This window comes from Cytobacillus sp. FSL R7-0696 (assembly GCF_038006865.1).
Classification (GTDB): domain Bacteria; phylum Bacillota; class Bacilli; order Bacillales; family Cytobacillaceae; genus Cytobacillus; species Cytobacillus kochii.
Genome location: NZ_JBBOWA010000001.1, coordinates 2,996,588 through 3,019,036 on the forward strand (window position 1 = coordinate 2,996,588; position 22,449 = coordinate 3,019,036).

A 22,449-nucleotide genomic window follows, 5' to 3' on the forward strand; every position below is an offset into this window, starting at 1 on the left:
ACTATTAGCATGAAAATGGTTAAAAAAGTATAACATTTATACGGAAGGGGCCGTAAGATGAAGGCGAAAATAGCGATTAATGGGTTTGGGAGAATAGGACGAATGGTGTTTAGAAAGGCCATTCTTGATGATACATTGGAAGTAGTAGCAATAAATGCTAGTTATCCACCAGAAACGTTAGCACATTTAATTAAATATGATTCTACTCATGGTGCATTCCAAGGTGAAGTGATTCCCGAAGATGATGCGCTTGTAGTGAACGGAAAAAGAGTTCAATTACTAAGCAATCGTAACCCTGAGGAACTTCCTTGGAAACAAATGGAGATTGATATCGTTGTTGAAGCTACAGGTAAGTTCAACTCGAAAGATAAAGCGATGCTTCATTTAAATGCAGGTGCCAAGAAAGTGGTTTTAACGGCTCCAGGGAAAAATGAAGATGTAACCATTGTGATGGGCGTAAATGATGAAGCGCTTAACATTGCTGAACATGATGTCATTTCTAATGCTTCTTGTACAACAAACTGCTTAGCGCCAGTTGCAAAAGTATTAGAAGATAAGTTCGGCATTGAAAACGGTTTAATGACGACTGTACATGCGTATACAAATGACCAAAAGAACCTTGATAATCCACATAAGGATCTTCGCCGTGCTAGAGCTTGCGCGCAGTCAATTATTCCTACTTCAACAGGAGCAGCGAAAGCATTGTCTCTTGTGTTACCACAATTAAAAGGCAAGTTACATGGTATGGCTCTTCGTGTGCCGACGCCAGATGTATCACTTGTTGATTTAGTTGTTGATTTAAAGAGGGATGTAACAATTGATGAGGTAAATGCTGCGTTTGAAGATGCGGCACAAAATGAATTAAAAGGTATATTAGATATAACAGAAGAACCACTTGTTTCAATTGATTTCACAACAAATCCACACTCTGCTATTATTGATGGGCTTTCCACAATGATGATTGGTGAGAATAAAGTAAAAGTTTTAGCTTGGTATGATAACGAGTGGGGTTATTCTTGTCGTGTAGTTGACTTGGTGAAATACGTAGCTGAAGAACTAAATAAATCTGCAGTGAACGCATAATTTTATGTAGGCAATCCTTTAATGGGATTGCCTATTTTTTGCATTTTTACTATGTAGATAAAATGAAATGTTAAACTGATTACTACATAGATGATCACAGGTTGGGGCAATCTTTTAAATAAAAAAGCTTTTTGATTGTCTTTTCGTTACGTATTACTGAATGATGTCTATGAAAAATTTGAATAAATTGTGACATTTCCCTTGCTTAATGGAGGGGATGAACACTGATGATAACAATGTTTAGTCACCTTTCTTTATGTGAAAATGTAATTATTATTGAAATTCACTTAAATAAATTTTCTAGGATTTATTGCAAAAGAACATTAAACAAAGTATACTAAAAATCGTGAACTTCTCAACGAGTAAGGCGCTAAATGGCTACTTAAAGGGTTAGGACCTCTTTGGACTAACTTTCCCCCGTGGTAGTTATATGCTTTGCCCAGTAGAAATTCATGTCAATTAGTAAAGGGGGAAATTTGAATATGGAAACAATGGGTCGTCACGTCATCTCAGAGCTTTGGGGATGCGATTTTGAAAAATTGAATGATATGTCATTTATTGAGCAAACATTTGTAGCAGCTGCACTAAAATCAGGGGCAGAAGTGCGAGAGGTGGCATTCCATAAATTTGCACCACAAGGTGTAAGTGGGGTTGTCATTATTTCAGAGTCGCATTTAACTATACACAGTTTTCCGGAGCATGGCTATGCAAGCATCGATGTTTATACTTGCGGTGATCTTAATCCTCATATCGCGGCTGACTATATAGCAGAAGCTTTAGGTGCTGATACACGTGAGAATATAGAAATTCCTCGTGGAATGGGTCCTGTTCAAGTTAAGAACGCAACAAAAGCCAATGTGTTATAATAAAGAAGAAGTCTTCAAGAGTGCAAGCGAATAATTGCACTCTTTTTATTATGAAAAAAACATATCTACTTGTACTAACAACTCCTTTTTTATATGATAGTAAGTAAAGATACATTTTAGGAATGTAAAGATGAGACGGAGTTGATTGTATGAAATGTCCTTCATGCCAACATAATAATACTCGTGTGCTAGACTCTCGTCCTGTTGATGAAGGTAAATCGATACGAAGACGAAGAGAGTGTGAAAAATGTGGTTATCGGTTTACAACTTTTGAAAAGGTAGAGGAAATTCCTTTGATTGTTGTGAAAAAAGAAGGAACAAGAGAAGAGTTTAGCAGAGAGAAAATATTGCGTGGACTAATAAAAGCTTGTGAAAAACGACCGGTTGCATTAAAAGAACTAGAAGATATCACTTTTCAAGTTGAAAAGGAATTAAGAAGCAACGGAGTATCAGAAGTGAAAAGTGATGATGTTGGCGAAATGGTTATGGACAGGCTAGTGAAAGTTGACGATGTCGCCTATGTTCGCTTTGCTTCTGTTTATCGTCAATTCAAAGATATTAATGTATTTATAGAAGAGCTAAAAGAGTTAATGAAGAAGGAACAAGCGTAAAGGTGAGCAAATAGGCTAAAGTGAATTTAGCTTCTTTGCTCATTTTTTTCAAGATATGAAAGAAAGAAGGTATTTTTCATGGCCCAGCATTGGACTGAAGTCATCCCTAGTGATCATTATACAGTGGCTTTAAATGGGCTGTTACATGACTATGATCGAAAAATCTTAGTATTTCTTTATCAGCCACTTATTGGGACCATTGCGTACAGTTTATATATGACCTTATGGATGGAAGTGGAGGAAAACCGTATTTGGTCTTCATCTTCGCGTAACCATCATGGTCTGATGAGTATGATGGACTTAAGTTTAAAAGAAATTTATGAAGCAAGAAAAAAACTTGAAGGAATTGGCTTGCTAAAAGTTTATGTGAAAGAAGGGGAAAATCGTGAATTTATTTATCAATTACAGCCCCCCCTTTCTCCAAGTACATTTTTCTTAGATGGTATGCTCAATATCTTTCTTTATAAAAAAATCGGTAAAACTCAATATACAAGACTAAAGCGTTTTTTTAGTGATGAGGAGTATTCAAACCTTCCTCTTGATTATAAGGATGTAACAACAGCCTTTCATGAGGTTTATACATCTGGACACCAGCTTGCTAAAGAGTATAATGATGACTTATCTGTTTCTCCAAAAGGTGAATGGGTAGATAGAATGGAAGCGAATAAAATTCAAATCCCATTGCAAACATTTAATTTCTCGTTATTGGAAGCGGGCCTTAGTGAATCACTTGTTCCCCGAAAAGCACTTACGCAAACAGTAAAGGATGCCATTAGTAATTTGGCATTTTTATATGATATTGATGTTATGGAAATGAAGAATATTATGATAAGCGCGATGAACGAAGATGATGAAGTTGAGATGGATGAATTGCGGAAATCGGCAAGGGATTGGTATCAAATGAATCATCGTGACGAATTGCCATCACTAATTACGCAAACTCAGCCTGTTCATAGTCTCTCAATAACTGAAAAGCCCAAAAGTAAAGAAGAAGAGCTTATTCAATACTTTGATACAACTTCCCCTATTCAATTTTTGAAAGATTTATCTGGGGGGGCGGAACCTTCAAAAGCGGAATTGAAAATACTTGAAGATGTGATGTTTCACCAAAAGTTGCCTCCCGGTGTGATGAATGTTTTGATTGATTATGTGATGCGTAAAACAGATAAAAAGCTGACAAAGGCATATGTGGAAACGATCGCTAGTCATTGGGCGAGAAAGAGCATTCAAACTACGGCTAATGCCATGGCTCTGGCGAAGAAAGAGCACCAACAATATTTGAAATGGGCAGAGAATAAAAAAGTAGGGAAACGTTCATCCAAATCTAATACGAAAAAAGCTGTCACGAGGACAGAGCTTTTACCTGATTGGTTTGACGAGGAAACAAGTAAAAATGAAACTGTCGACCAACAGAAGCAGGATAAGAAAGATGATCATGTAGATCTTAATATGAAGGAATTTCAAGAACTAATGAAAAGAAGAAACGGGGGTGGACAATAGATGGAAAGAATCAATGATACGCTTAAAAAACTTGCAGGAAATCAAGATTTTAAAACGAGATATGAAAAGCAACGAGCAGAGACTTTAAATGATCCAGATGTCCATGCCTTTTTGACGGCACATAAGGATGAATTGTCAGCAGATATGGTTGAAAGAAGCTTAATTAAATTGTATGAATATAGCAAGCTAAGTAAAGAATGTAATCGCTGTCCGAGCCTAGATAGTTGTATCAATTTTATGCAAGGTTACCACCCAGAGCTCGTCATTGAACGTGGCCTGATTGATATTAAATATGATAAATGCCCACGAAAGCAAATCCATGATGAAAAAAGAAAAAATGAGAAGTTGATTCAAAGTTTATATGTCCCTAAAGACATACTAAATGCAACTTTTGATACGGTGTACAACGATGATGGAAAAAGAATGGAAGCGGTTAATAAAGCTCTTAGCTATTGTATGAATTTTAAAAAGGGCGATGGTCAGAAGGCGTTATATTTATACGGCCAATTTGGTGTCGGTAAATCTTATTTATTAGGTGCGATTGCCAATGAACTTGCCTTGAAGCAAGTTCCATCAATGATTGTCTATGTGCCTGAATTATTTAGGGAATTGAAAAGCTCAATTAGTGATTCGACTTTAAATGATAAACTTGAAGCTATTCGATCATCTTCTGTACTTATGTTTGATGATATGGGTGCAGAAACGATGTCAAGTTGGACAAGAGATGAAATTTTGTCGCCGATTCTACAATATCGTATGCTTGAAAAGTTACCGACTTTTTTCACCTCAAACTTTGATTATAAAGGACTTGAACATCACCTGACCTATAGTCAGCGAGGGGAAGAGGAGCGGATGAAGGCAAGAAGAGTAATGGAAAGAATTAAATATTTAACCGATCCTGTGCTTGTCGAAGGACCGAATCGAAGGGTTTAGGCAAGATAATTTTTCAATAGTTTTTCTTCATGACTTCTATTTTGGCCAAGTCTCCCATATATATGAATCAGATAGATGTTAAGGGGGGATTTGGTTGATAGAGATCATTTTCCGGAATAAGCATGAAGCTGAGGAGCTGTTTCAGCACGCAATCCGGATTCAGAACTATACGGAAGGCGAAACGACAATTCTTCATAATGAAGGTCAATATATAGTAAGAATGTATCCTGAACAATGCAGTGGACGATCTATTGAAGAAGTAAAACGAACATTTTCTGCTTTTTTAATGGAGAGTAAATGCGATAGTTGGTTTAGAAAGATAATGGCCGAGAAGTTTTATTATCAAGATTCGGAAGAACAACAACAAATTCTTGAAATCATTCATTCCATATTAGAAGGGCAAAGAGAAGATTTATCTACTTTTTTACAGAGAGTGGATATACACGAGCAATTACGAGCGGCTATAGATCGCCTAGTGCATGATGATATCTCTTTTTCTTATGATGCTTTTATAAAGTTTCGTCTTAAACCGCTTTTAGATGATATGACAAAGTATGTTGAGTTGTCTATTGATGAATATAAAATGGAACAGGAATATCAAATGTTTATTCAAACCTTAAGAGACTTTATTAAGGATAGAGAAAGTAAGTTACCCACGATTCATTTATATTTAGGTGAAGAAGTCCGCTTTTTTAATCAGCATTTCGAGGAGCTTTCTCGAATGGACCTAACGGCAATGATAGATCGAAGGCTATTAATTAATCACCCTGTCTATGTAGATTCAGTTACAATCGCACCATTACTCTCAATCGCTCCTGAGGAAATATGTTTATATAGTGAAAGTGAAGAACAACCTTTAGTTCGTACAATTAAAAATATTTTTGAAGAGAGATTGAAAACCCTTCATATAAGTGAATTTAATATGCGTAAACAGCATGCGTGTAAAAATATAAGTGAACCCTCTTGATTTTCCGTAAATTAAAAACTATAATACTTACATATTGAAATTATCAATGAACAGTAATGATAAGGATATGGGTATTCTTTTACGGTTTATAGAGAGGGAAGACAAGGCTGCAATCTTCCTAACACGAATGGAATGCTTACCACCTTTGAACTCCAATACATAAAGATGTCTATGGCGTCGATTAAGTATTGGCGGCAACAAGACCGTTAACTTGCTACGAGTCACTTTTTTAAAGTGAGAAGTAGGGTGGAACCACGTGTATATGATACTCGTCCCTTTTTTTAGGGGCGAGTTTTTTATTTTTCAAAAACAAGGAGGAAGTTATGATGTCAGAAATGATTAAAGTTTCGTTTCCAGATGGAGCAGTAAAGGAGTTCTCCAAAGGAACAACAACGGAAGAAATCGCATCATCAATCAGCCCTGGCTTAAAAAAGAAAGCCATAGCCGGTAAAGTGAATAATGAATTATTCGACCTTCGTCGTCCAATTGAAGAGGATGCGGCTGTGGAGATCATTACCCAAGGCAGTGATGAGGCGCTTGAAATTATGCGTCACAGTTCAGCTCATTTAATGGCGCAAGCGATTAAACGTTTATATAAAAACGTTAAATTAGGTGTAGGTCCTGTTATTGAGAGTGGCTTCTACTACGATATCGATATGGAGGAGTCATTAACACCTGAAGATCTACCGAAAATCGAGAAAGAAATGAAGAAAATCATCAATGAAAATATTGAGATTGTGCGTAAAGAAGTGAGTAGAGACGAAGCTTTAAAAATCTATGAAGAGATTGGCGACGAATATAAGGTTGAACTGATTGGCGCCATTCCAGAAGGTGAAACAGTTACCCTTTATGAACAAGGCGAATTCTTTGATCTTTGTCGAGGGGTTCATGTTCCTTCTACAGGGAAAATTAAAGAATTTAAGCTTTTAAGTATTGCTGGCGCATATTGGCGTGGAGATAGCGACAATAAGATGCTACAACGTATATATGGTACTGCATTCTTTACAAAAGATGACTTAAAAGAACACTTGCGTTTGCTTGAAGAAGCAAAAGAGCGTGATCACCGTAAAATTGGTAAGGAATTAAGCCTCTTTACGAACTCCCAAAAGGTAGGACAAGGGTTACCGCTATGGTTACCAAAAGGTGCAACAATTCGCCGTAATATTGAACGTTATATCGTGGATAAAGAAGTGCGTTTAGGCTATGACCATGTATATACACCAATTATGGCAAATGTGGAACTTTACAAAACATCAGGACACTGGGATCACTATCAAGAAGATATGTTCCCTGTAATGAAAATGGATAATGAGGAGCTTGTTCTTCGCCCAATGAACTGTCCTCATCATATGATGATTTATAAACAAGGAATCCATAGTTATAGAGAATTACCAATCCGTATCGCTGAATTAGGTACAATGCATCGCTATGAGATGTCTGGAGCATTATCAGGATTGCAACGTGTGCGTGGTATGACATTAAATGATGCCCATCTATTCGTTCGTCCAGATCAAATTAAAGAAGAATTTATACGCGTTGTTAATTTAATTCTCGAAGTATACAAAGACTTTGACATTAATGATTATTCGTTCCGCTTATCTTATCGCGATCCTGAGGATACTGAAAAGTATTTTGATGATAATCAAATGTGGGAAAAGGCACAATCGATGTTAAAAGAAGCAATGGATGAGATTGGCTTGCCTTACTATGAAGCAGAAGGGGAGGCCGCATTCTACGGTCCTAAGCTTGATGTACAAGTAAAAACAGCTCTAGGTAAAGAAGAAACGTTATCAACTGTTCAGTTAGACTTCTTGCTTCCTGAACGTTTTGACTTATCTTATGTTGGGGAAGATGGCAAGCCGCATCGCCCTGTTGTTATTCACCGTGGTGTTGTTTCAACGATGGAACGTTTTGTTGCTTTCCTTATCGAAGAATACAAAGGTGCATTCCCAACATGGCTAGCTCCTGTTCAAGTTCAGGTTATTCCAGTTTCAAATGATATCCATTTTGATTATGCGAAAAAAGTAAAAGAAGATTTACAGCTTGCAGGAATTCGCGTTGAAATCGATGATCGTAATGAAAAAATGGGTTATAAAATTCGTGAAGCACAAATGCAGAAAATCCCATATATGCTTGTTGTCGGCGATAATGAAGTAAGTGAACAGGCGGTTAATGTACGTAAATATGGAGAACAAAAATCAGAAACTATCTCCTTTAATGAATTTAAACAATTGATTGAGAAGGAAGTTCAAAGAGGATAAAAATATTACAGACCAAGGATTTGATTGTTGTTCTAAGAATCTTTATCCATGTCTTAACTCAAACATCATTTTATGCATGTTGTTAAGCTGGATAAAGGTGGGTACAAAAAAATTTCAAAAGTTGTTGCCAAACACCGTAACTTTTGATATCATTTTCTATGTTGTGAAAAAACAATACCATTTGACAAATATTATGCTTTGTGATATATTTTCTAAGGTAATTTGAATACAGTTTGAGTAAAGAAGAAGCGCCCGCTTCTCACCTGATTGACGCTTTTAGGCAGTTAGCAGGTTTACGTGAATTTTAACATTGTACGTAATGTGTGGGTGTCTTCACCCGCACTTTTTTATTTGCCTCGATTGTATCACTCGGTGCAGCTGGAAGCTTCTTTTAGAAAAGTGACCCAAACATTGTGTTCATATAAAACCATGGAGGTGTCTAACTATTAGCAAAGATATGTTGTTAAACGAGGGTATCCGTGCCCGTGAAGTTCGTCTTATTGACCAGAATGGCGAGCAACTAGGAATCAAATCTAAAAATGAAGCGCTAGAAATAGCCGCACGTGTAAATCTTGATCTTGTTCTTGTAGCACCGAATGCAAAGCCTCCTGTAGGCCGTATCATGGACTACGGTAAGTTTAAGTTCGAGCAACAGAAGAAAGACAAAGAAGCACGTAAAAATCAAAAAATTATCAGTGTTAAAGAAGTTCGCCTTAGTCCAACGATAGAGGAACATGACTTTAATACAAAGCTTCGTAACGCAATCAAATTCCTTGAAAAAGGCGATAAAGTAAAAGCTTCCATTCGTTTTAAAGGTCGTGCGATTACGCATAAGGAAATTGGACAGCGTGTTCTTGTTCGATTTGCAGAGGCTTGCTCTGAAGTCGCAACAGTTGAATCTCATCCAAAAATGGATGGCCGAAGCATGTTTATGATACTTGCACCTAAAAACGAAAAGTAAGAGGAGGAATTCCACATGCCAAAAATGAAAACTCACCGTGGTTCTGCTAAGCGTTTTAAAAGAACAGGATCTGGAAAATTAAAACGTTCTCACGCTTACAGAAGCCATATGTTCGCGAATAAATCTCAAAAACAAAAACGTAAGCTTCGTAAAGGTACTCTTGTATCTACAGGTGATTTCAAGCGTATCCGCAATATGTTAGTAGGACTTAAGTAAACTTGCAAAATAGGAGGGAAATATTATGCCACGTGTAAAAGGCGGTACAGTTACTCGCAAACGTCGTAAAAAGGTATTAAAATTAGCTAAAGGTTATTATGGTTCTAAACATACTTTATATAAAGTTGCTAACCAACAAGTAATGAAATCTTACAACTATGCTTATCGTGATCGTCGTCAGAAAAAACGCGACTTCCGTAAGTTATGGGTTACTCGTATTAACGCAGCTGCTCGTATGAACGGTCTTTCTTATAGCCGTTTAATGCACGGTTTAAAACTAGCTGGTATCGAAGTAAACCGCAAAATGCTTGCAGAATTAGCTGTTTCTGATGCAAATGCATTTGCAGAATTAGCAACTGTTGCAAAACAAAACCTTTCTAAATAAGAAAGTTTAAGAGTCGCTCTTTCGGGGGTGGCTTTTTTTGTTATATTTTTAGTCTATTGAAATTAAAGGAGACAAAATAAACACCTGCAAAGTTCAAGCATATACGTTAGTGAGCATCTCACGCGTATGAAACTAAAAGACCTTTGGCACCGAGTTTGAACTTATAAATACGATTAATCTACTTTATCAGCTATAATTTCGATAACGACATGAGAATAGGGGTGTAAGGAATGATTTTTGCTATCATAATCGTCTTTTTTATACTGAATGGCATTGCGGCAATTATGATGAAAATAGATAAAAGAAAAGCGCAAAGGGGAGAATACCGCATTAGTGAGCAAAATCTATGGCTGGTGGCTCTTTTGTTTGGAGCTATAGGAATGACTTGGGGAATGAGGCGTTATAGACATAAGACGAAGCATTTTTCTTTTAAACTTGGTCTTCCTATCTTATCCGTGTTACAGTTGATATTCCTCGTTTATCTCATCATGGAGTGGGCATAATTTTAGGGCCGTTGCCATATGATGTACTAACATCCAAGAATCTTATAGTTCATGGAAGGTGGGCGTTTATCAGGTGAATGAACATCTTGCTCTTGCAAAGGGGATTATTGAGACAGCAGGTATTCTCGCTCCATTCGCATTTATTTTATTTCATATTTTGCGGCAGTTCCTTTTTATCCCTGTGCCACTTGTTTGTATTGCTGGTGGTGTATTGTTTGGCAGTTTATTTGGTAGTATTTTATCTCTAGTAGGGTTAATGTTATCTTGTTTATTTTTTTATATATTAATTTATCAGCTTCCTACCTTTCATGAAAAACTATCTCATTTAAAAAAGAAATGGTTTGGAGAATATCGTAATTTAACCATTGGTCAAATTTCCATTCTTCGTTTGATTCCATTTATTCATTTTCATTTACTTAACTTTTGCTTGCTAGAAAAAAACCCGAAATTTCGTGATTTCTGCAAAGGTGCTTTGTTAACAAATATACCATTAGCAATCTTTTATACTGTTTTTGGTGAATTTATCAGTAGATTTACACCAACAATGATTGTTATGATTCTACTGTCTTTGTCCATTCTTCTCTATCTAATTAGAGAGAAAGTGACTGTGATAAAATGGCAAGAATTTTTTAAAACAACAAAGGTGAAAAAAGTTTCATAAATGAAAGGTTAGGGTCGTGTATCCTGGCTTTTTTTGTTTATTGGCTTTGAGAGGGGAATTATTTGATTGCAGAAAAGAGGAATATACCGACTGTAGTAAAAATCTAGCAAATGCTACTGAGAGATATAAATATAGCCCTAACAAAATTTGTAAAATTTTGTTAGGGCTTAAAGTTTGGGCTCATCTTTCACTGGTTACGCTTTTTATCCATTAGCTCTTTCACAGGGCTCTTCCAGTCGATTTTTGCATTCGTATAATGACTTTTTAATTTGCTTTCGATAAACATAAAGTCCTCGCCAACAAGTCCTTGTAACTCTGATGGCTGATGAGGCCAAATAAAAATTGAAACCACATCAAAGGAGTTATCTGTTGTACCTAGATATTTTTCACCTTCAAACATAACCCCTTTATAAGTAATGAAGAAATTTTTCTGAGCGTTATTTGCGTCGTCATAAAAAAAGTATTTTTTTTGTTTATGGGCTTTTTCTAATTTACGCATCGGATTTGTAACATACTTAATGGCGCTATATATGAGCAAAATAATCAAAATGATTAGTAATAGGCGAATGATCAATAACATAAAGAATACCCCTTTGTACATTTTTTAAGTGTTTACGAATAAAAACGAAAAAGGTTTCAACTTTGTTTAAATTTGTTATAATTTTTTTGTTATGTAAAAAATAATTGGCTCTTCAATCGAAAAAAACTGAGGGACATTTACGGTTTATATACCCATTAGTAAGTAATTTTATGCAACAAGATAATAACATCATTCTATAATAAGATGAGGGATAAACAATGACGAATATATTAAACATTAAATTGATTCACAATGATGCTAAAATGCCTTACCGTGCAAATGAGGGGGACGCTGGGCTAGATTTATTTTCAGTTGAAGATGTAATCATACCATCAGGACAGTCAGCTTTAATTAGCACCGGTATTCAGATGGAGTTACCAAAAGGAACGGAAGCGCAAGTAAGGCCAAGAAGTGGTTTAGCTCTTAAACATAGTGTAACGGTTTTAAATAGTCCAGGGACGATTGATGAGGGATATAGAGGCGAAGTGAAGGTCATCTTGATTAATCATGGAAAAGAAGAATTCCGCGTAGAAAAACAGATGAGAATTGCCCAAATGGTAATAGCACCAGTTTTTCAAGTTGAACTTGCGCAAGTAAGTGATTTAACACAATCAGAAAGAAACAGCGGAGGGTTTGGTTCATCCGGAAAATAAGTGAGCGTCTAAACCTCAAAGGTACCTTCAAGTCATCCTGCTTGTTAACACATATGTATAAGTTCTATAGAAATGAAGTACAGTAAGAAGTAGTTTAAGTTTTTACAAAAGAAGGACTAACCATGTATAATAGGCTTAAATAATATTAAGGGAGTCGAAATATGTCTAAGCTTGATGAAACATTAACGATGCTAAAAGAACTAACTGATGCAAGAGGGGTTCCAGGTAACGAACGAGAAGTGCGTGAAGTGATGAAAAAATACATAGAACCCTTAGCAGATGAATTAACCACTGATGGACTTGGTAGTTTAATCGCTAAAAAAATTGGTCAAGCAGATGGGCCAAAGATTATGGTTGCTGGTCATTTAGATGAAGTAGGTTTTATGGTGACAAGTATTGATAATAAAGGTTTTTTGCGGTTTCAAACAGTTGGTGGCTGGTGGTCACAAGTGATGTTAGCCCAACGTGTGACGATTGTAACATCTAAAGGAGATGTGACTGGGGTAATTGGTTCGAAGCCGCCACATATTTTGCCAGCAGAAGCGCGTAAGAAAACAATTGAAATCAAGGATATGTTCATTGATATCGGTGCTTCTAGCCGTGAAGAGGCGTTAGGTTGGGGTGTAAAACCAGGAGATATGGTTGTTCCATATTTTGAATTCACTGTGATGAACAATGAGAAAATGTTACTTGCGAAGGCTTGGGACAACAGAATCGGGTTGGCGATTGCAATTAAAGTGCTAGAAGGGTTGAAAAATGAGAACCATCCAAATACAGTATATGCGGTTGGAACGGTACAAGAAGAAGTTGGCTTGCGTGGGGCAAAAACAGCTGCACAAATGATTGAGCCTGATATCGGTATCGCTGTTGATGTTGGTATACCAGGAGATACACCAGGTGTAACAGAAAAGGATGCGTTAAGTAAATTAGGTGATGGTCCTCAAATTATTCTCTATGACGCTTCTATGGTGTCACATAAGGGCTTAAGAGATTTTGTAACAGATACAGCAGATGAGCTCAATATTCCATATCAGTTTGATTCTGTACCAGGTGGTGGAACGGATGCAGGATCCATACATTTAACATATAAAGGTGTGCCAGCGCTTTCAATTACAATTGCAACAAGATATATTCATTCACATGCGGGTATTCTTCATCGTGATGATTTTGAAAACGCAGTAAAACTGATTACAGCTGTTATTAAAAGACTAGATAACGATACAGTTGCAAAAATAACTTTTGAATAGAAAAAAAAACAGCCTGATGAAAGGCTGTTTTTTTCTTATTGTAAGCCGTTTTCTAACGTCTCTAGCATTTCTTTTTTTTCAGTTTCAGATGAATTTTGCCAAATGACTTCAAATAATACGCCAAGACCAGGGAGCATTTTCTCTTCGCCTGTTTGTATAGCATCAACAATAGTATCTTTTAATTCATCTTGTGAATTACCTGAAACATTGTGTAAGATGGCATTACGTAAATTTAAGTTCATAAAAGTAAACACATCCTTCGTTAGAATTCGTTACGATTATAGGGTTTCTCATTTAAGATTTATTATGTATGCGTTTTTCGGTATAATGAAATATTAATGGCACGTGTTTTATTGAAGGAGCGAAAAAATGAAGTACTTACAATCCGCAAAAAATCCACAGGTGAAGCAGTGGAAAAAGCTTCTCAAAAGGAAAGAAAGAGATGTAACAGGTACTTTTCTTGTTGAAGGATTTCACCTTGTTGAAGAAGCATTAAAAGAAAATCGTGTAAAAGAGTTAATGATTAGTGAGGAAAAGGATATACCAAAAAGTTGGAATGTAGGAGACTGTTCGATTTATATCCTACCGCCACATGTGATTGGAGACTTAACTGATACACAAACACCGCAAGGAATTGTGGCCGTATGTTATCAAGAAGAAGAGAGATCTTTCGATTCGCTTGGTACGAAGAAATTATTACTATTAGATGAAGTGCAAGATCCCGGAAACTTAGGAACAATGATTCGTACAGCTGATGCGGCTGGCATGGATGCGGTTATCATCGGTCAGGGCACAGTGGACCCTTATAATCCAAAGGTTTTACGTTCCGCTCAAGGTAGTCACTTCCATTTACCAATTATCCATGGCAAGTTGGATGTATGGATGAAGGAGTTAAAGGAAAATAATATTCCTGTATACGGTACAGCATTAGAAGGAGGCAAAGAATATCAAAGCTTTGCTCCACTGGATGAATTTGCATTGCTCGTTGGTAATGAAGGGAACGGTGTAAATAAAGATTTACTTACACAAACAACAGCCAATCTGTATATTCCTTTATACGGTAAGAGTGAGTCCTTAAATGTAGCTGTAGCAGCAGGTATATTGCTATATTATTTGCGAAACGAATAATGAGTAAAAAAATCGTGAGAACAATTTGAATGTCGACTCATAATGTAATATAATAAATAGCAAAATGAAATAATTAAAAGCTATGATAGAGACAAAGTAAAGTATGTTTTGTTCATAATAGGGAGAAAATGCCTGAGACTGAAAGCATTTTTATGAGCGACTTACTCGAAATTTCAGCTCTTGAGCAGACATCGGGACCATCGAATATTTTCGATGTAAAGATGCACCGGCTTTTTGCCGTTATCGAAATGAAGCGAATATAACATGTTTTTTATTGTTGTATTAAAAAGGGTGGTACCGCGATTCCAAACCTCGTCCCTTTCATGGGATAAGGTTTTTTATTTTGTCAAAAAAGTATTAAAAGGAGGAGTTTCAAGATGCAAGAGCGTTTAAAAGAATTGCAAGCAGAAGCGTTAGAGAAGGTTTCTGCGGCAATAGATTTAAAAGAATTAAATGATATCCGCGTTGCTTATTTAGGTAAGAAAGGCCCAATCACAGAAGTACTAAAAGGAATGGGGAAACTTTCTGCAGAAGAACGTCCAAAAATGGGTGCATTAGCAAATGAAGTACGTGATCAAATTACGCAAGGAATAACGGCAAAACAAGTGCAGTTAGAAGAAGCGCAAATTCAAGCTAAGCTTGCTGCAGAAACGATTGATGTGACATTACCAGGTCGTCCTATACATACCGGTAATCATCATTCATTAACAAGGGTTGTTGAAGAAATTGAGGACTTATTCATTGGAATGGGCTATACCGTAGCGGAAGGACCTGAAGTGGAGAAGGATTATTATAATTTTGAAGCATTGAACTTACCAAAAGGTCACCCTGCACGTGATATGCAAGATTCATTCTATATTACAGAAGATATATTATTACGCACACATACTTCGCCTGTGCAAGCTAGAACGATGGAAAAGCATGAGGGGAAAGGTCCAGTGAAAATCATTTGTCCAGGAAAAGTATTCCGTCGTGATAATGATGATGCGACTCATTCTCATCAATTTATGCAAATTGAAGGACTTGTGATAGATGAAAATATTCGCATGACAGACTTAAAGGGTACGCTAGAAGTATTTGCGAAAAAAATGTTTGGTGAAGAGAGAGAAATTCGCCTTCGTCCAAGTTTCTTCCCATTTACTGAGCCATCTGTAGAAATGGATATTTCTTGTATGATTTGCTCTGGAAAAGGCTGTAATGTATGTAAAACAACCGGTTGGATTGAGATTTTAGGTGCAGGAATGGTACACCCAAATGTACTTGAAATGGCAGGTTTTGATTCTAAAAAATATACAGGTTTTGCCTTTGGAATGGGCGCTGAGCGTATTGCAATGTTGAAATACGGTGTCGATGATATTCGTCATTTCTATACAAATGATAGTAGATTCTTAAAGCAATTCTCAATTCATGAATAAAGGGGGAGGACAACGATATGTATGTTTCATATAAATGGTTACAAGAATATGTTGACTTATCTGGGATTACACCAGAAGAATTAGCAGAGAAAATTACAAAGAGCGGGATTGAAGTTGAAGGTGTAGAGACACTTGATGAAGGAATTAAGGGTGTTGTCGTCGGCTATGTAGCTGAAAAAGAGAAACATCCAAGTGCTGATAAATTAAATATTTGTCAAGTAGACCTTGGCGATGGCGAACTTGTGCAAATCATTTGTGGGGCTCCTAATGTTGATAAAGGACAAAAGGTGGCAGTTGCAACTGTAGGTGCAGTATTACCGGGGAATTTTAAAATTAAAAAAGCAAAATTACGTGGCGAAGCTTCGAATGGTATGATTTGTTCTCTTCAAGAACTAGGCTTTGAAAGTAAGTTAGTCGCTAAAGATTATAGTGAAGGTATCTATGTGTTTCCAGCAGATACAGAGCTTGGAACCAATGCATTAGAGCAATTGCACAGAGATGATCAAGTATTAGAATTAGGGTTAACACCGAACCGTGCAGATTGCCAAAGTATGCTAGGTGTTGCCTATGAAGTCGCTGCTATTTTAGGGAAAGATGTGAAATTACCGCAGCCAAAGGTAGAGACTGTTTCTGAGAGGGCCGCTGATTACATCACTGTAAATGTAGAAGCAGCAGATGATAATCCATTATATGTCGCTAAAGTAATCAAAAATGTAAAAATCGCTCCGTCACCACTATGGTTACAAGCTCGTTTAACAGCAGCTGGTATTCGTCCACATAATAATGTTGTTGATATTACGAACTATATTTTGCTTGAATACGGTCAGCCTTTACACGCGTTTGATTATGATCGCCTAGGTTCGAAAGAGATTCTTGTTCGCCGTGCCAACCAAGGTGAAAAAATCACTACGCTTGATGATGCTGAAAGAGAATTAACAACTGATCACCTAGTTATCACAAATGGGGAAGCACCAGTTGCTTTAGCTGGTGTAATGGGTGGAGCGAATTCAGAAGTTGGTAATGAAACAACGACCGTACTACTTGAATCAGCTTACTTCACTGGCGGTGCGATTAGAAAGTCCTCGAAAGATCACGGATTAAGAAGTGAAGCGAGTGCGCGTTATGAAAAAGGTGTTGATCCACAGCGTGTTCGTCCAGCAGCAGAAAGAGCAGCGCAGTTACTCACGCAATACGCAGGCGGAGAAGTATTAGAGGGATCAGTAGAGGTTGACACGTTAAAAGTAGAACCCACGGTTATCACCATTACCATTGATAAAATCAATCGTGTCCTTGGAACATCGTTACTAGTGAGTGAAGCAAAAGATATTTTAGAAAGACTGCAATTCAAGACAGTGGTTGAAGAGAATGAAATGACAGTAACAGTGCCAACAAGACGTGGGGATATTACAATAGAAGAGGATCTTGTAGAAGAAGTGGGTCGCCTATACGGATACGATAATCTTGCTTCAACATTGCCTGGTGGAACGGCTTCAGCAGGTAGTTTAACGCCTTATCAAAAGAAACGACGTATCGTTCGTCAATATTTGGAAGGCGCGGGATTATATCAAGCCATCACTTATTCTTTAACGAGTGAAGATAAAGCGCAAAACTATTCCTTAGAAGCTAGAGACCCAATCAAGCTTGCGATGCCGATGAGTGAAGAGCGGAGTGTGTTACGTCTAAGCTTAACTCCGCATTTACTAGAAGTCCTTAAATATAATAGTGCAAGACAAATTGACGCTACTGCTATTTACGAAACAGGCTCTATTTTCTTACGTACAGCTGAGAATGAGTTGCCTGAGGAAAAAGAACATTTAGCTGCGGCCATTACAGGTTTATGGGAGTTACATCAATGGCAAGGGGAGAAAAAGCCAGTTGATTTCTTTGTTCTGAAAGGAATTCTAGAAGGGTTATTTAGTAAACTTGGCTTGTTAGAACAAATCACGTTTACCAAATTTGAGAAAGATGGGCTACATCCAGGTCGCTCAGCAGAAGTATTTCTAAATGAAACGAGTATAGGGTTTATTGGTCAAGTTCATCCAAATGTTGAAAAAGAATTAGACTTAAAAGAAACGTATGTTTTTGAATTGTCATTAGAGAAATTATTACATGCTGAAATTAAACCTTTACGCTATGAAGCTATTCCTCGTTATCCATCTATTACGAGAGATATTGCTTTAGTGGTCGATCAAACAACGACGGCTCAAGCATTAAGCACTGTCATTCGTGAAGCAGGCGGCAAATTACTAAAAGACGTTCATGTATTTGATTTATATGAAGGCGATCGAATGGAAGAAGGTAAAAAATCAATTGCCTATTCACTGAAATATTTTGATCCAGAACGGACTCTTACAGATGAAGATGTTGTAAAAGCCCATGACAAAGTGTTAAAAGCATTAGAAGCAAAAACTGGTGCTGTCCTTCGTGGATAAATAATCATCAAAGTGATACTCACCGTTATTTTTCGGTAGTATCACTTTTTTTGTACAGTGTAATTGAAAAGAACAATTAGCTACTTAAGAGACTATAGATATAGGAAGAAATAAGAGCAAGAAAGTGGTAATACGAAGAAACACTGGTCCCAGAAGAAGCGCCATGCTGAGAACGCAGTATAAGGGAAAAATACTGTATCAGAAGCAGCACACAAGCTGAGAGATTGAGAGCCGCCAGCAAAAGAAAAAATCCGCTCTTCATAAAAGAGCGGCGCCCGATTGCCTTATGCTTTATACTTCTTTCTATAAAGAGCTTTTGCTTTATCGGTGTTAGCAAAATGGAGTTTCACAAAGTGCCTTAGAGAATCTTCACCATGGATATGTATTAATTTCGCACCGCATTCGTCAACCTTAGGACCGGCACCTTTTGTTAGTGGAAAGCCAGCCTTTTTACTTAATTCCTCGAATCGAAGGAGAAACGCATAGCGTGCAAGGATTGATGCGGCTGCCACAGCGATATGTACAGATTCACCTTTCGTGCTGAAATATACATTTTCTCTTTGTATATTGGCTTGAGATTTTAAATAATTATAATATACTCCTTCTTGAGCAAATTGATCGATTAAGACGGCGTCTGGCTTCTCTGGAGACATTTTTTCAAGCACACTATTAATAGCTTGGTTATGAAGGAGAGCTTTTAGTTTTCCTTGAGACATTCCTTTTTGTTGCATGTTGTTATATTTATCATTATGTAGTGTAAGTAAACTAAAGGGAATGACATCTTTAATTTGTTTAGCGATTTGGATAATTCTCTGATCATTTAAATTCTTAGAGTCTTGCACGCCAAGCTCTTTTAATAGCGGAATCTTTGTTGCACTTACATAAGCTGCTACTACTGTCATTGGTCCAAAGTAATCTCCTGTCCCAACTTCATCTGAGCCAACAACGGATAAAGATGCAAAATGATCCGGTAATTTGGATCCTTTTGGCAAGCTGGCTTTCTTTTTCGGTGCGACTTCGCTATTGGAGCCCCCCCATTTATCTGCTTCTGATTGACAGCCTGCTCCTTGAAATAATACTTTACCTGATTTGTAGGCAGTAATTGTACAGTTGTTTGTTTTGGCCGTGAAAATACTACCGGGAGGCTGTTTCGGTGATAGTAGAGCTTGGTAATGTGTTTTCATTTGTTGCAGTTCTGCTGTAGACTTTTTTAATACTATTTGACTCATAATTGATTCCTCCTATTTTGACAATTCCTCTGTCTTTTTGACAAGCTTTGACTTCCCTCAAAAAATGGTTCGTGTTATGATAATGTTTAGGATTCTTCAGAATGGGGGCTTGTATGTTGTCAAATACTGATAAAAACCGAACAAGGGTTGATATATATGGTATCCCGTATACAATTGTCGGCACGGAGAGCTCCAGCCACATCCGTTTAGTTGCATCCATGGTGGATGAAACAATGAGAGATATTAGTGCAAAGAATCCTTCGCTCGATATTAGTAAACTTGCTGTTTTAACAGCTGTGAACACAATGAACGATTATTTGAAACTTAAAGACGAAGTAGAACGTCTTAAAGAAGAATTAAATAGAGTAAAGGACTGACACGAATTATGCTTGATCTTGCCATTATTATCATGTTAATCTTCGGGTTTTTCATAGGTCTACGAAGAGGATTAATTCTTCAAGCTATCCATCTATTAGGCTTTATTGTCGCCTTCGTTGTGGCAAGACTATACTATGAGCCTTTAGCTCCTAAATTAACCTTATGGATTCCATATCCGAACTTCGGGAATTCACAGCTTGAAACGATTTTAGGTAACACAGACTTAGAGACAGCTTATTATCGCGCAATTGCGTTTGCAATCATTTTCTTTGCAGTTAAGATTGTATTACAAATTATCGGCAGTATGCTAGATTTTCTCGCAAGTTTTCCGATATTAAAACAATTAAACAGTTGGGCTGGAAGTATTTTAGGATTTATAGAAGTTTATCTTATCATGTTTATCTTATTATACATAGCAGCATTATTGCCAATAGATAGTGTGCAGTCAACTCTAGACGGCTCTTTTATGGCAAACTTTATTATTGAGCATACACCAGTGTTTTCCCAGCAGATAAAAGAGTTATGGATTGATTATGTAGCTTCTTAACTTCTCTACCTTAGGAAGAGAAGTTTTCTTTATTTAAAGCCAATCTTTTTTTGATAGGTCTACCATTAAGGGGCGAGACTGTCTGGAACGGTGGAAATATTGTATGATTTTATAGGTAGTAAGAAAACGGGAAAGACTAAGAAAATATGAAGGTAAATGAGGCGATACACTTATGACAATTAATAAAAAGGATGTTGTTCATTTATTAGAAACGATTGCTATTTATATGGAGTTAAAGGGCGAGAACCCTTTTAAAACAGCTGCCTTTCGTAAAGCAGCAACGGCGTTAGAGACAAGTGATTTAACGTTGGATGAAATAGAGGATTATACGAAGTTACCTGGTATCGGTAAGGGTACTTCTGCTGTTATCACAGAGTTTGTAGAAGAAGGCACAACGAGTGCACTTGATGAATTAAAGAAAGAGGTACCAGCAGGTTTGATTCCACTTTTGCAATTGCCGGGTTTAGGTGGTAAAAAAATTGCTAAATTGTATAAAGAGCTTGGGGTTAAGAATGCTGAAGATTTAAGAACGGCTTGTAATGATCATCAAGTACAAGCTTTAGCCGGATTTGGGAAGAAAACAGAAGAAAAAATTCTCGAAGCATTAGCTAATGTGGGAACTAGACCGGAACGCTTGCCTCTTGCTTTTATGCTACCGATTGCTGAGAAAATTGAAGGATTTTTATCTTCATTTATAGATATCGACCGTTTTTCTCGAGCAGGTAGTATTAGAAGAATGAGAGAGACGATTAAAGATTTGGACTTTATTATTTCAACGACGGTTCCTGCTTCAGTGAAAGAACAGCTTTTACAAATAGGAGAGATTAAAGAAGTGATTGCGGCAGGAGAAACAAAAGTTTCTGTAGTGCTTGCAGAAAAATATGATGTCTCTGTTGATTTTAGAATTGTAACTCCTGAAGAGTTTGCTTCTACACTTCACCATTTTACCGGTTCTAAAGACCATAATGTTCGTATGCGTCAATTGGCGAAGGAACGGGGAGAAAAAATCAGTGAGTATGGTGTAGAAGATATAGAAAAAGGAACGATTAAAACGTTCCAAACAGAAGAAGATTTTTATGCTCATTTTAATTTACCTTTGTTTCCTCCTGAAATTCGTGAAGACGGTCAGGAAGTTGAGACATATACTGCAAACACGCCACTTATAGAAAACGAAGATATCAAGGGCGATCTTCATATGCATACAACATGGAGTGATGGTGCTAATTCAATTGAAGAGATGATTGCTGCCTGTCGCACAAAGGGTTATCGTTATATGGCAATTACGGACCATTCGCAATATTTAAAAGTAGCGAATGGATTAACAAAGGAACGGTTATTAAAACAAAAAGAAATCATTCACGAAATCAATGAAAAATATGATGATTTTCAAGTTTTGTCTGGGATAGAAATGGATATTTTACCGGATGGTTCCCTAGATTATGAAGATGATGTGCTGAAAGAGATGGATATTGTTATTGCTTCTATTCATTCAGCTTTTTCACAATCAGAAGAGCAAATCATGTACCGATTAGAAAATGCGATGAGAAACCCACATGTTGATATTATTGCTCATCCCACAGGCCGGTTGATTGGGAGACGGGATGGTTATGCTGTCAACATTGAGAAATTAATTGCATTAGCAAAAGAGACGAATACGGTACTTGAATTAAATGCTAACCCGAATCGGTTAGACCTCGCAACAGAAGCATTAAAATTAGCACAAGAATCTGATGTGAAGATTGTCATTAATACTGATGCTCATAAAATAGAAACACTCGATCATATGGAAGTGGGTGTATCAGCTGCAAAAAAAGCATGGTTATTAAAAGATACGGTCCTTAATACATTTGAAGCCGATGATTTATTACAGTTTTTAAAGAGTCGTAAGTAAAG

The 22,449-nt window shown here is 36.9% G+C and carries 23 protein-coding genes and 3 other annotated features; of the genes, 20 read left to right on the top strand and 3 right to left on the bottom strand.

The genetic code is table 11. The features are described 5' to 3' along the window. Nucleotides 1–57: 57 nt before the first annotated feature. From MKX29_RS15555 to MKX29_RS15610, 12 genes are all read left to right on the top strand, one after another. On the top strand, nucleotides 58–1,083 hold the full coding sequence (locus MKX29_RS15555) for a glyceraldehyde-3-phosphate dehydrogenase (RefSeq protein WP_095372319.1): 1,026 nt from the start codon (nucleotides 58–60) through the stop codon (nucleotides 1,081–1,083). Nucleotides 1,084–1,565: 482 nt separating this feature from the next. Continuing rightward, nucleotides 1,566–1,949: an adenosylmethionine decarboxylase gene (gene speD, locus MKX29_RS15560; RefSeq protein WP_095372320.1), complete on the top strand. Its 384-nt coding sequence runs from the start codon at nucleotides 1,566–1,568 to the stop codon at nucleotides 1,947–1,949. A gap of 149 nt (nucleotides 1,950–2,098) precedes the next feature. Continuing rightward, nucleotides 2,099–2,560, top strand: coding sequence for a transcriptional regulator NrdR (nrdR, locus tag MKX29_RS15565; protein ID WP_095372321.1), 462 nt, complete (start codon nucleotides 2,099–2,101; stop codon nucleotides 2,558–2,560). A 78-nt stretch (nucleotides 2,561–2,638) separates the two neighbouring features. Then, nucleotides 2,639–4,060 (top strand): replication initiation and membrane attachment family protein, encoded by a 1,422-nt coding sequence (locus MKX29_RS15570; RefSeq protein WP_341106435.1) that lies wholly within the window; start codon nucleotides 2,639–2,641, stop codon nucleotides 4,058–4,060. After that, on the top strand, nucleotides 4,061–4,993 hold the full coding sequence (gene dnaI / locus MKX29_RS15575; protein ID WP_341106437.1) for a primosomal protein DnaI: 933 nt from the start codon (nucleotides 4,061–4,063) through the stop codon (nucleotides 4,991–4,993). Nucleotides 4,994–5,087: 94 nt separating this feature from the next. Continuing rightward, nucleotides 5,088–5,960 (top strand): putative sporulation protein YtxC, encoded by an 873-nt coding sequence (gene ytxC / locus MKX29_RS15580; RefSeq protein ID WP_341106439.1) that lies wholly within the window; start codon nucleotides 5,088–5,090, stop codon nucleotides 5,958–5,960. 47 nt (nucleotides 5,961–6,007) lie between these two features. Next, nucleotides 6,008–6,240, top strand: a binding site (T-box leader). 46 nt (nucleotides 6,241–6,286) lie between these two features. Next, entirely contained in the window at nucleotides 6,287–8,221 is a 1,935-nt protein-coding gene (thrS, locus tag MKX29_RS15585) for a threonine--tRNA ligase (RefSeq protein WP_251162589.1), read from the top strand. Between the two features lie 234 nt (nucleotides 8,222–8,455). Beyond that, nucleotides 8,456–8,576, top strand: a sequence feature (ribosomal protein L20 leader region). Between the two features lie 102 nt (nucleotides 8,577–8,678). Then, entirely contained in the window at nucleotides 8,679–9,182 is a 504-nt protein-coding gene (gene infC, locus MKX29_RS15590; RefSeq protein ID WP_095372325.1) for a translation initiation factor IF-3, read from the top strand. 15 nt (nucleotides 9,183–9,197) lie between these two features. Then, on the top strand, nucleotides 9,198–9,398 hold the full coding sequence (gene rpmI, locus MKX29_RS15595; protein WP_095372326.1) for a 50S ribosomal protein L35: 201 nt from the start codon (nucleotides 9,198–9,200) through the stop codon (nucleotides 9,396–9,398). 25 nt (nucleotides 9,399–9,423) lie between these two features. Then, the gene (rplT, locus tag MKX29_RS15600) at nucleotides 9,424–9,783 is read left to right on the top strand and encodes a 50S ribosomal protein L20 (RefSeq protein WP_224935793.1); all 360 of its coding nucleotides are present in this window, start codon (nucleotides 9,424–9,426) and stop codon (nucleotides 9,781–9,783) included. 230 nt (nucleotides 9,784–10,013) lie between these two features. Continuing rightward, nucleotides 10,014–10,286, top strand: coding sequence for a DUF1294 domain-containing protein (locus MKX29_RS15605; RefSeq protein WP_224935794.1), 273 nt, complete (start codon nucleotides 10,014–10,016; stop codon nucleotides 10,284–10,286). A 73-nt stretch (nucleotides 10,287–10,359) separates the two neighbouring features. Continuing rightward, nucleotides 10,360–10,947, top strand: a complete 588-nt coding sequence (locus MKX29_RS15610) for a TVP38/TMEM64 family protein (protein ID WP_224935795.1) — start codon at nucleotides 10,360–10,362, stop codon at nucleotides 10,945–10,947. A gap of 187 nt (nucleotides 10,948–11,134) precedes the next feature. Here MKX29_RS15610 and MKX29_RS15615 read toward each other — a convergent pair whose 3' ends face one another. Then, nucleotides 11,135–11,527, bottom strand: a complete 393-nt coding sequence (locus tag MKX29_RS15615) for a sigma-w pathway protein ysdB (RefSeq protein WP_224935796.1) — start codon at nucleotides 11,525–11,527, stop codon at nucleotides 11,135–11,137. 218 nt (nucleotides 11,528–11,745) lie between these two features. Between MKX29_RS15615 and dut the strand changes: the two genes are divergently transcribed. Then, a complete protein-coding gene (dut, locus tag MKX29_RS15620) occupies nucleotides 11,746–12,180 on the top strand; it encodes a dUTP diphosphatase (protein WP_251162590.1) in 435 nt (144 codons plus the stop codon). A gap of 161 nt (nucleotides 12,181–12,341) precedes the next feature. Further along, a complete protein-coding gene (locus MKX29_RS15625) occupies nucleotides 12,342–13,427 on the top strand; it encodes a M42 family metallopeptidase (protein WP_341106449.1) in 1,086 nt (361 codons plus the stop codon). 35 nt (nucleotides 13,428–13,462) lie between these two features. On the opposite strand, the gene sspI is transcribed toward MKX29_RS15625, so the two are convergent. Continuing rightward, nucleotides 13,463–13,669, bottom strand: a complete 207-nt coding sequence (gene sspI / locus MKX29_RS15630; RefSeq protein ID WP_095372333.1) for a small acid-soluble spore protein SspI — start codon at nucleotides 13,667–13,669, stop codon at nucleotides 13,463–13,465. Between the two features lie 127 nt (nucleotides 13,670–13,796). Here sspI and MKX29_RS15635 point away from each other — a divergent pair, with 127 nt between their 5' ends. The 3 genes from MKX29_RS15635 (at nucleotide 13,797) to pheT (ending at nucleotide 18,402) form a co-directional block, all read left to right on the top strand. Then, nucleotides 13,797–14,555, top strand: coding sequence for a TrmH family RNA methyltransferase (locus tag MKX29_RS15635; protein WP_251162592.1), 759 nt, complete (start codon nucleotides 13,797–13,799; stop codon nucleotides 14,553–14,555). A 73-nt stretch (nucleotides 14,556–14,628) separates the two neighbouring features. Next, nucleotides 14,629–14,878, top strand: a binding site (T-box leader). 54 nt (nucleotides 14,879–14,932) lie between these two features. Beyond that, complete coding sequence (pheS, locus tag MKX29_RS15640; RefSeq protein WP_281202189.1) at nucleotides 14,933–15,970, top strand: phenylalanine--tRNA ligase subunit alpha; 1,038 nt, start codon at nucleotides 14,933–14,935, stop codon at nucleotides 15,968–15,970. 17 nt (nucleotides 15,971–15,987) lie between these two features. Then, complete coding sequence (gene pheT, locus MKX29_RS15645) at nucleotides 15,988–18,402, top strand: phenylalanine--tRNA ligase subunit beta (protein WP_341106459.1); 2,415 nt, start codon at nucleotides 15,988–15,990, stop codon at nucleotides 18,400–18,402. A 284-nt stretch (nucleotides 18,403–18,686) separates the two neighbouring features. Here the strand turns inward: pheT and rnhC are convergent, their stop codons facing one another. Beyond that, complete coding sequence (gene rnhC / locus MKX29_RS15650) at nucleotides 18,687–19,631, bottom strand: ribonuclease HIII (protein ID WP_341106461.1); 945 nt, start codon at nucleotides 19,629–19,631, stop codon at nucleotides 18,687–18,689. A gap of 116 nt (nucleotides 19,632–19,747) precedes the next feature. On the opposite strand from rnhC, the gene zapA reads away from it, so the two are divergent. From zapA to polX, 3 genes are all read left to right on the top strand, one after another. Beyond that, nucleotides 19,748–20,008 carry a cell division protein ZapA gene (zapA, locus tag MKX29_RS15655; RefSeq protein WP_095373635.1) on the top strand — a complete coding sequence of 87 codons (261 nt, stop codon included), beginning with the start codon at nucleotides 19,748–19,750 and terminating at the stop codon, nucleotides 20,006–20,008. A gap of 8 nt (nucleotides 20,009–20,016) precedes the next feature. After that, nucleotides 20,017–20,556, top strand: a complete 540-nt coding sequence (locus MKX29_RS15660; RefSeq protein WP_095372338.1) for a CvpA family protein — start codon at nucleotides 20,017–20,019, stop codon at nucleotides 20,554–20,556. Nucleotides 20,557–20,728: 172 nt separating this feature from the next. Continuing rightward, nucleotides 20,729–22,447, top strand: coding sequence for a DNA polymerase/3'-5' exonuclease PolX (gene polX / locus MKX29_RS15665; protein ID WP_341106463.1), 1,719 nt, complete (start codon nucleotides 20,729–20,731; stop codon nucleotides 22,445–22,447). The last annotated feature ends 2 nt before the right edge of the window (nucleotides 22,448–22,449 follow it).

What these genes read in the sequence shown, in the direction of transcription:
- thrS (WP_251162589.1), top strand. Translation starts at nt 6,287, where the DNA reads ATGTCAGAAATGATTAAAGTTTCGTTTCCAGATGGAGCAGTAAAGGAG.
- MKX29_RS15625 (WP_341106449.1), top strand. Translation starts at nt 12,342, where the DNA reads ATGTCTAAGCTTGATGAAACATTAACGATGCTAAAAGAACTAACTGAT.
- rnhC (WP_341106461.1), bottom strand. Translation starts at nt 19,631, where the DNA reads ATGAGTCAAATAGTATTAAAAAAGTCTACAGCAGAACTGCAACAAATG.
- sspI (WP_095372333.1), bottom strand. Translation starts at nt 13,669, where the DNA reads ATGAACTTAAATTTACGTAATGCCATCTTACACAATGTTTCAGGTAAT.
- pheT (WP_341106459.1), top strand. Translation starts at nt 15,988, where the DNA reads ATGTATGTTTCATATAAATGGTTACAAGAATATGTTGACTTATCTGGG.
- MKX29_RS15570 (WP_341106435.1), top strand. Translation starts at nt 2,639, where the DNA reads ATGGCCCAGCATTGGACTGAAGTCATCCCTAGTGATCATTATACAGTG.
- MKX29_RS15605 (WP_224935794.1), top strand. Translation starts at nt 10,014, where the DNA reads ATGATTTTTGCTATCATAATCGTCTTTTTTATACTGAATGGCATTGCG.
- MKX29_RS15555 (WP_095372319.1), top strand. Translation starts at nt 58, where the DNA reads ATGAAGGCGAAAATAGCGATTAATGGGTTTGGGAGAATAGGACGAATG.
- rpmI (WP_095372326.1), top strand. Translation starts at nt 9,198, where the DNA reads ATGCCAAAAATGAAAACTCACCGTGGTTCTGCTAAGCGTTTTAAAAGA.
- dnaI (WP_341106437.1), top strand. Translation starts at nt 4,061, where the DNA reads ATGGAAAGAATCAATGATACGCTTAAAAAACTTGCAGGAAATCAAGAT.
- rplT (WP_224935793.1), top strand. Translation starts at nt 9,424, where the DNA reads ATGCCACGTGTAAAAGGCGGTACAGTTACTCGCAAACGTCGTAAAAAG.
- MKX29_RS15635 (WP_251162592.1), top strand. Translation starts at nt 13,797, where the DNA reads ATGAAGTACTTACAATCCGCAAAAAATCCACAGGTGAAGCAGTGGAAA.
- nrdR (WP_095372321.1), top strand. Translation starts at nt 2,099, where the DNA reads ATGAAATGTCCTTCATGCCAACATAATAATACTCGTGTGCTAGACTCT.
- pheS (WP_281202189.1), top strand. Translation starts at nt 14,933, where the DNA reads ATGCAAGAGCGTTTAAAAGAATTGCAAGCAGAAGCGTTAGAGAAGGTT.
- infC (WP_095372325.1), top strand. Translation starts at nt 8,679, where the DNA reads ATGTTGTTAAACGAGGGTATCCGTGCCCGTGAAGTTCGTCTTATTGAC.
- polX (WP_341106463.1), top strand. Translation starts at nt 20,729, where the DNA reads ATGACAATTAATAAAAAGGATGTTGTTCATTTATTAGAAACGATTGCT.
- dut (WP_251162590.1), top strand. Translation starts at nt 11,746, where the DNA reads ATGACGAATATATTAAACATTAAATTGATTCACAATGATGCTAAAATG.
- MKX29_RS15660 (WP_095372338.1), top strand. Translation starts at nt 20,017, where the DNA reads ATGCTTGATCTTGCCATTATTATCATGTTAATCTTCGGGTTTTTCATA.
- MKX29_RS15615 (WP_224935796.1), bottom strand. Translation starts at nt 11,527, where the DNA reads ATGTTATTGATCATTCGCCTATTACTAATCATTTTGATTATTTTGCTC.
- speD (WP_095372320.1), top strand. Translation starts at nt 1,566, where the DNA reads ATGGAAACAATGGGTCGTCACGTCATCTCAGAGCTTTGGGGATGCGAT.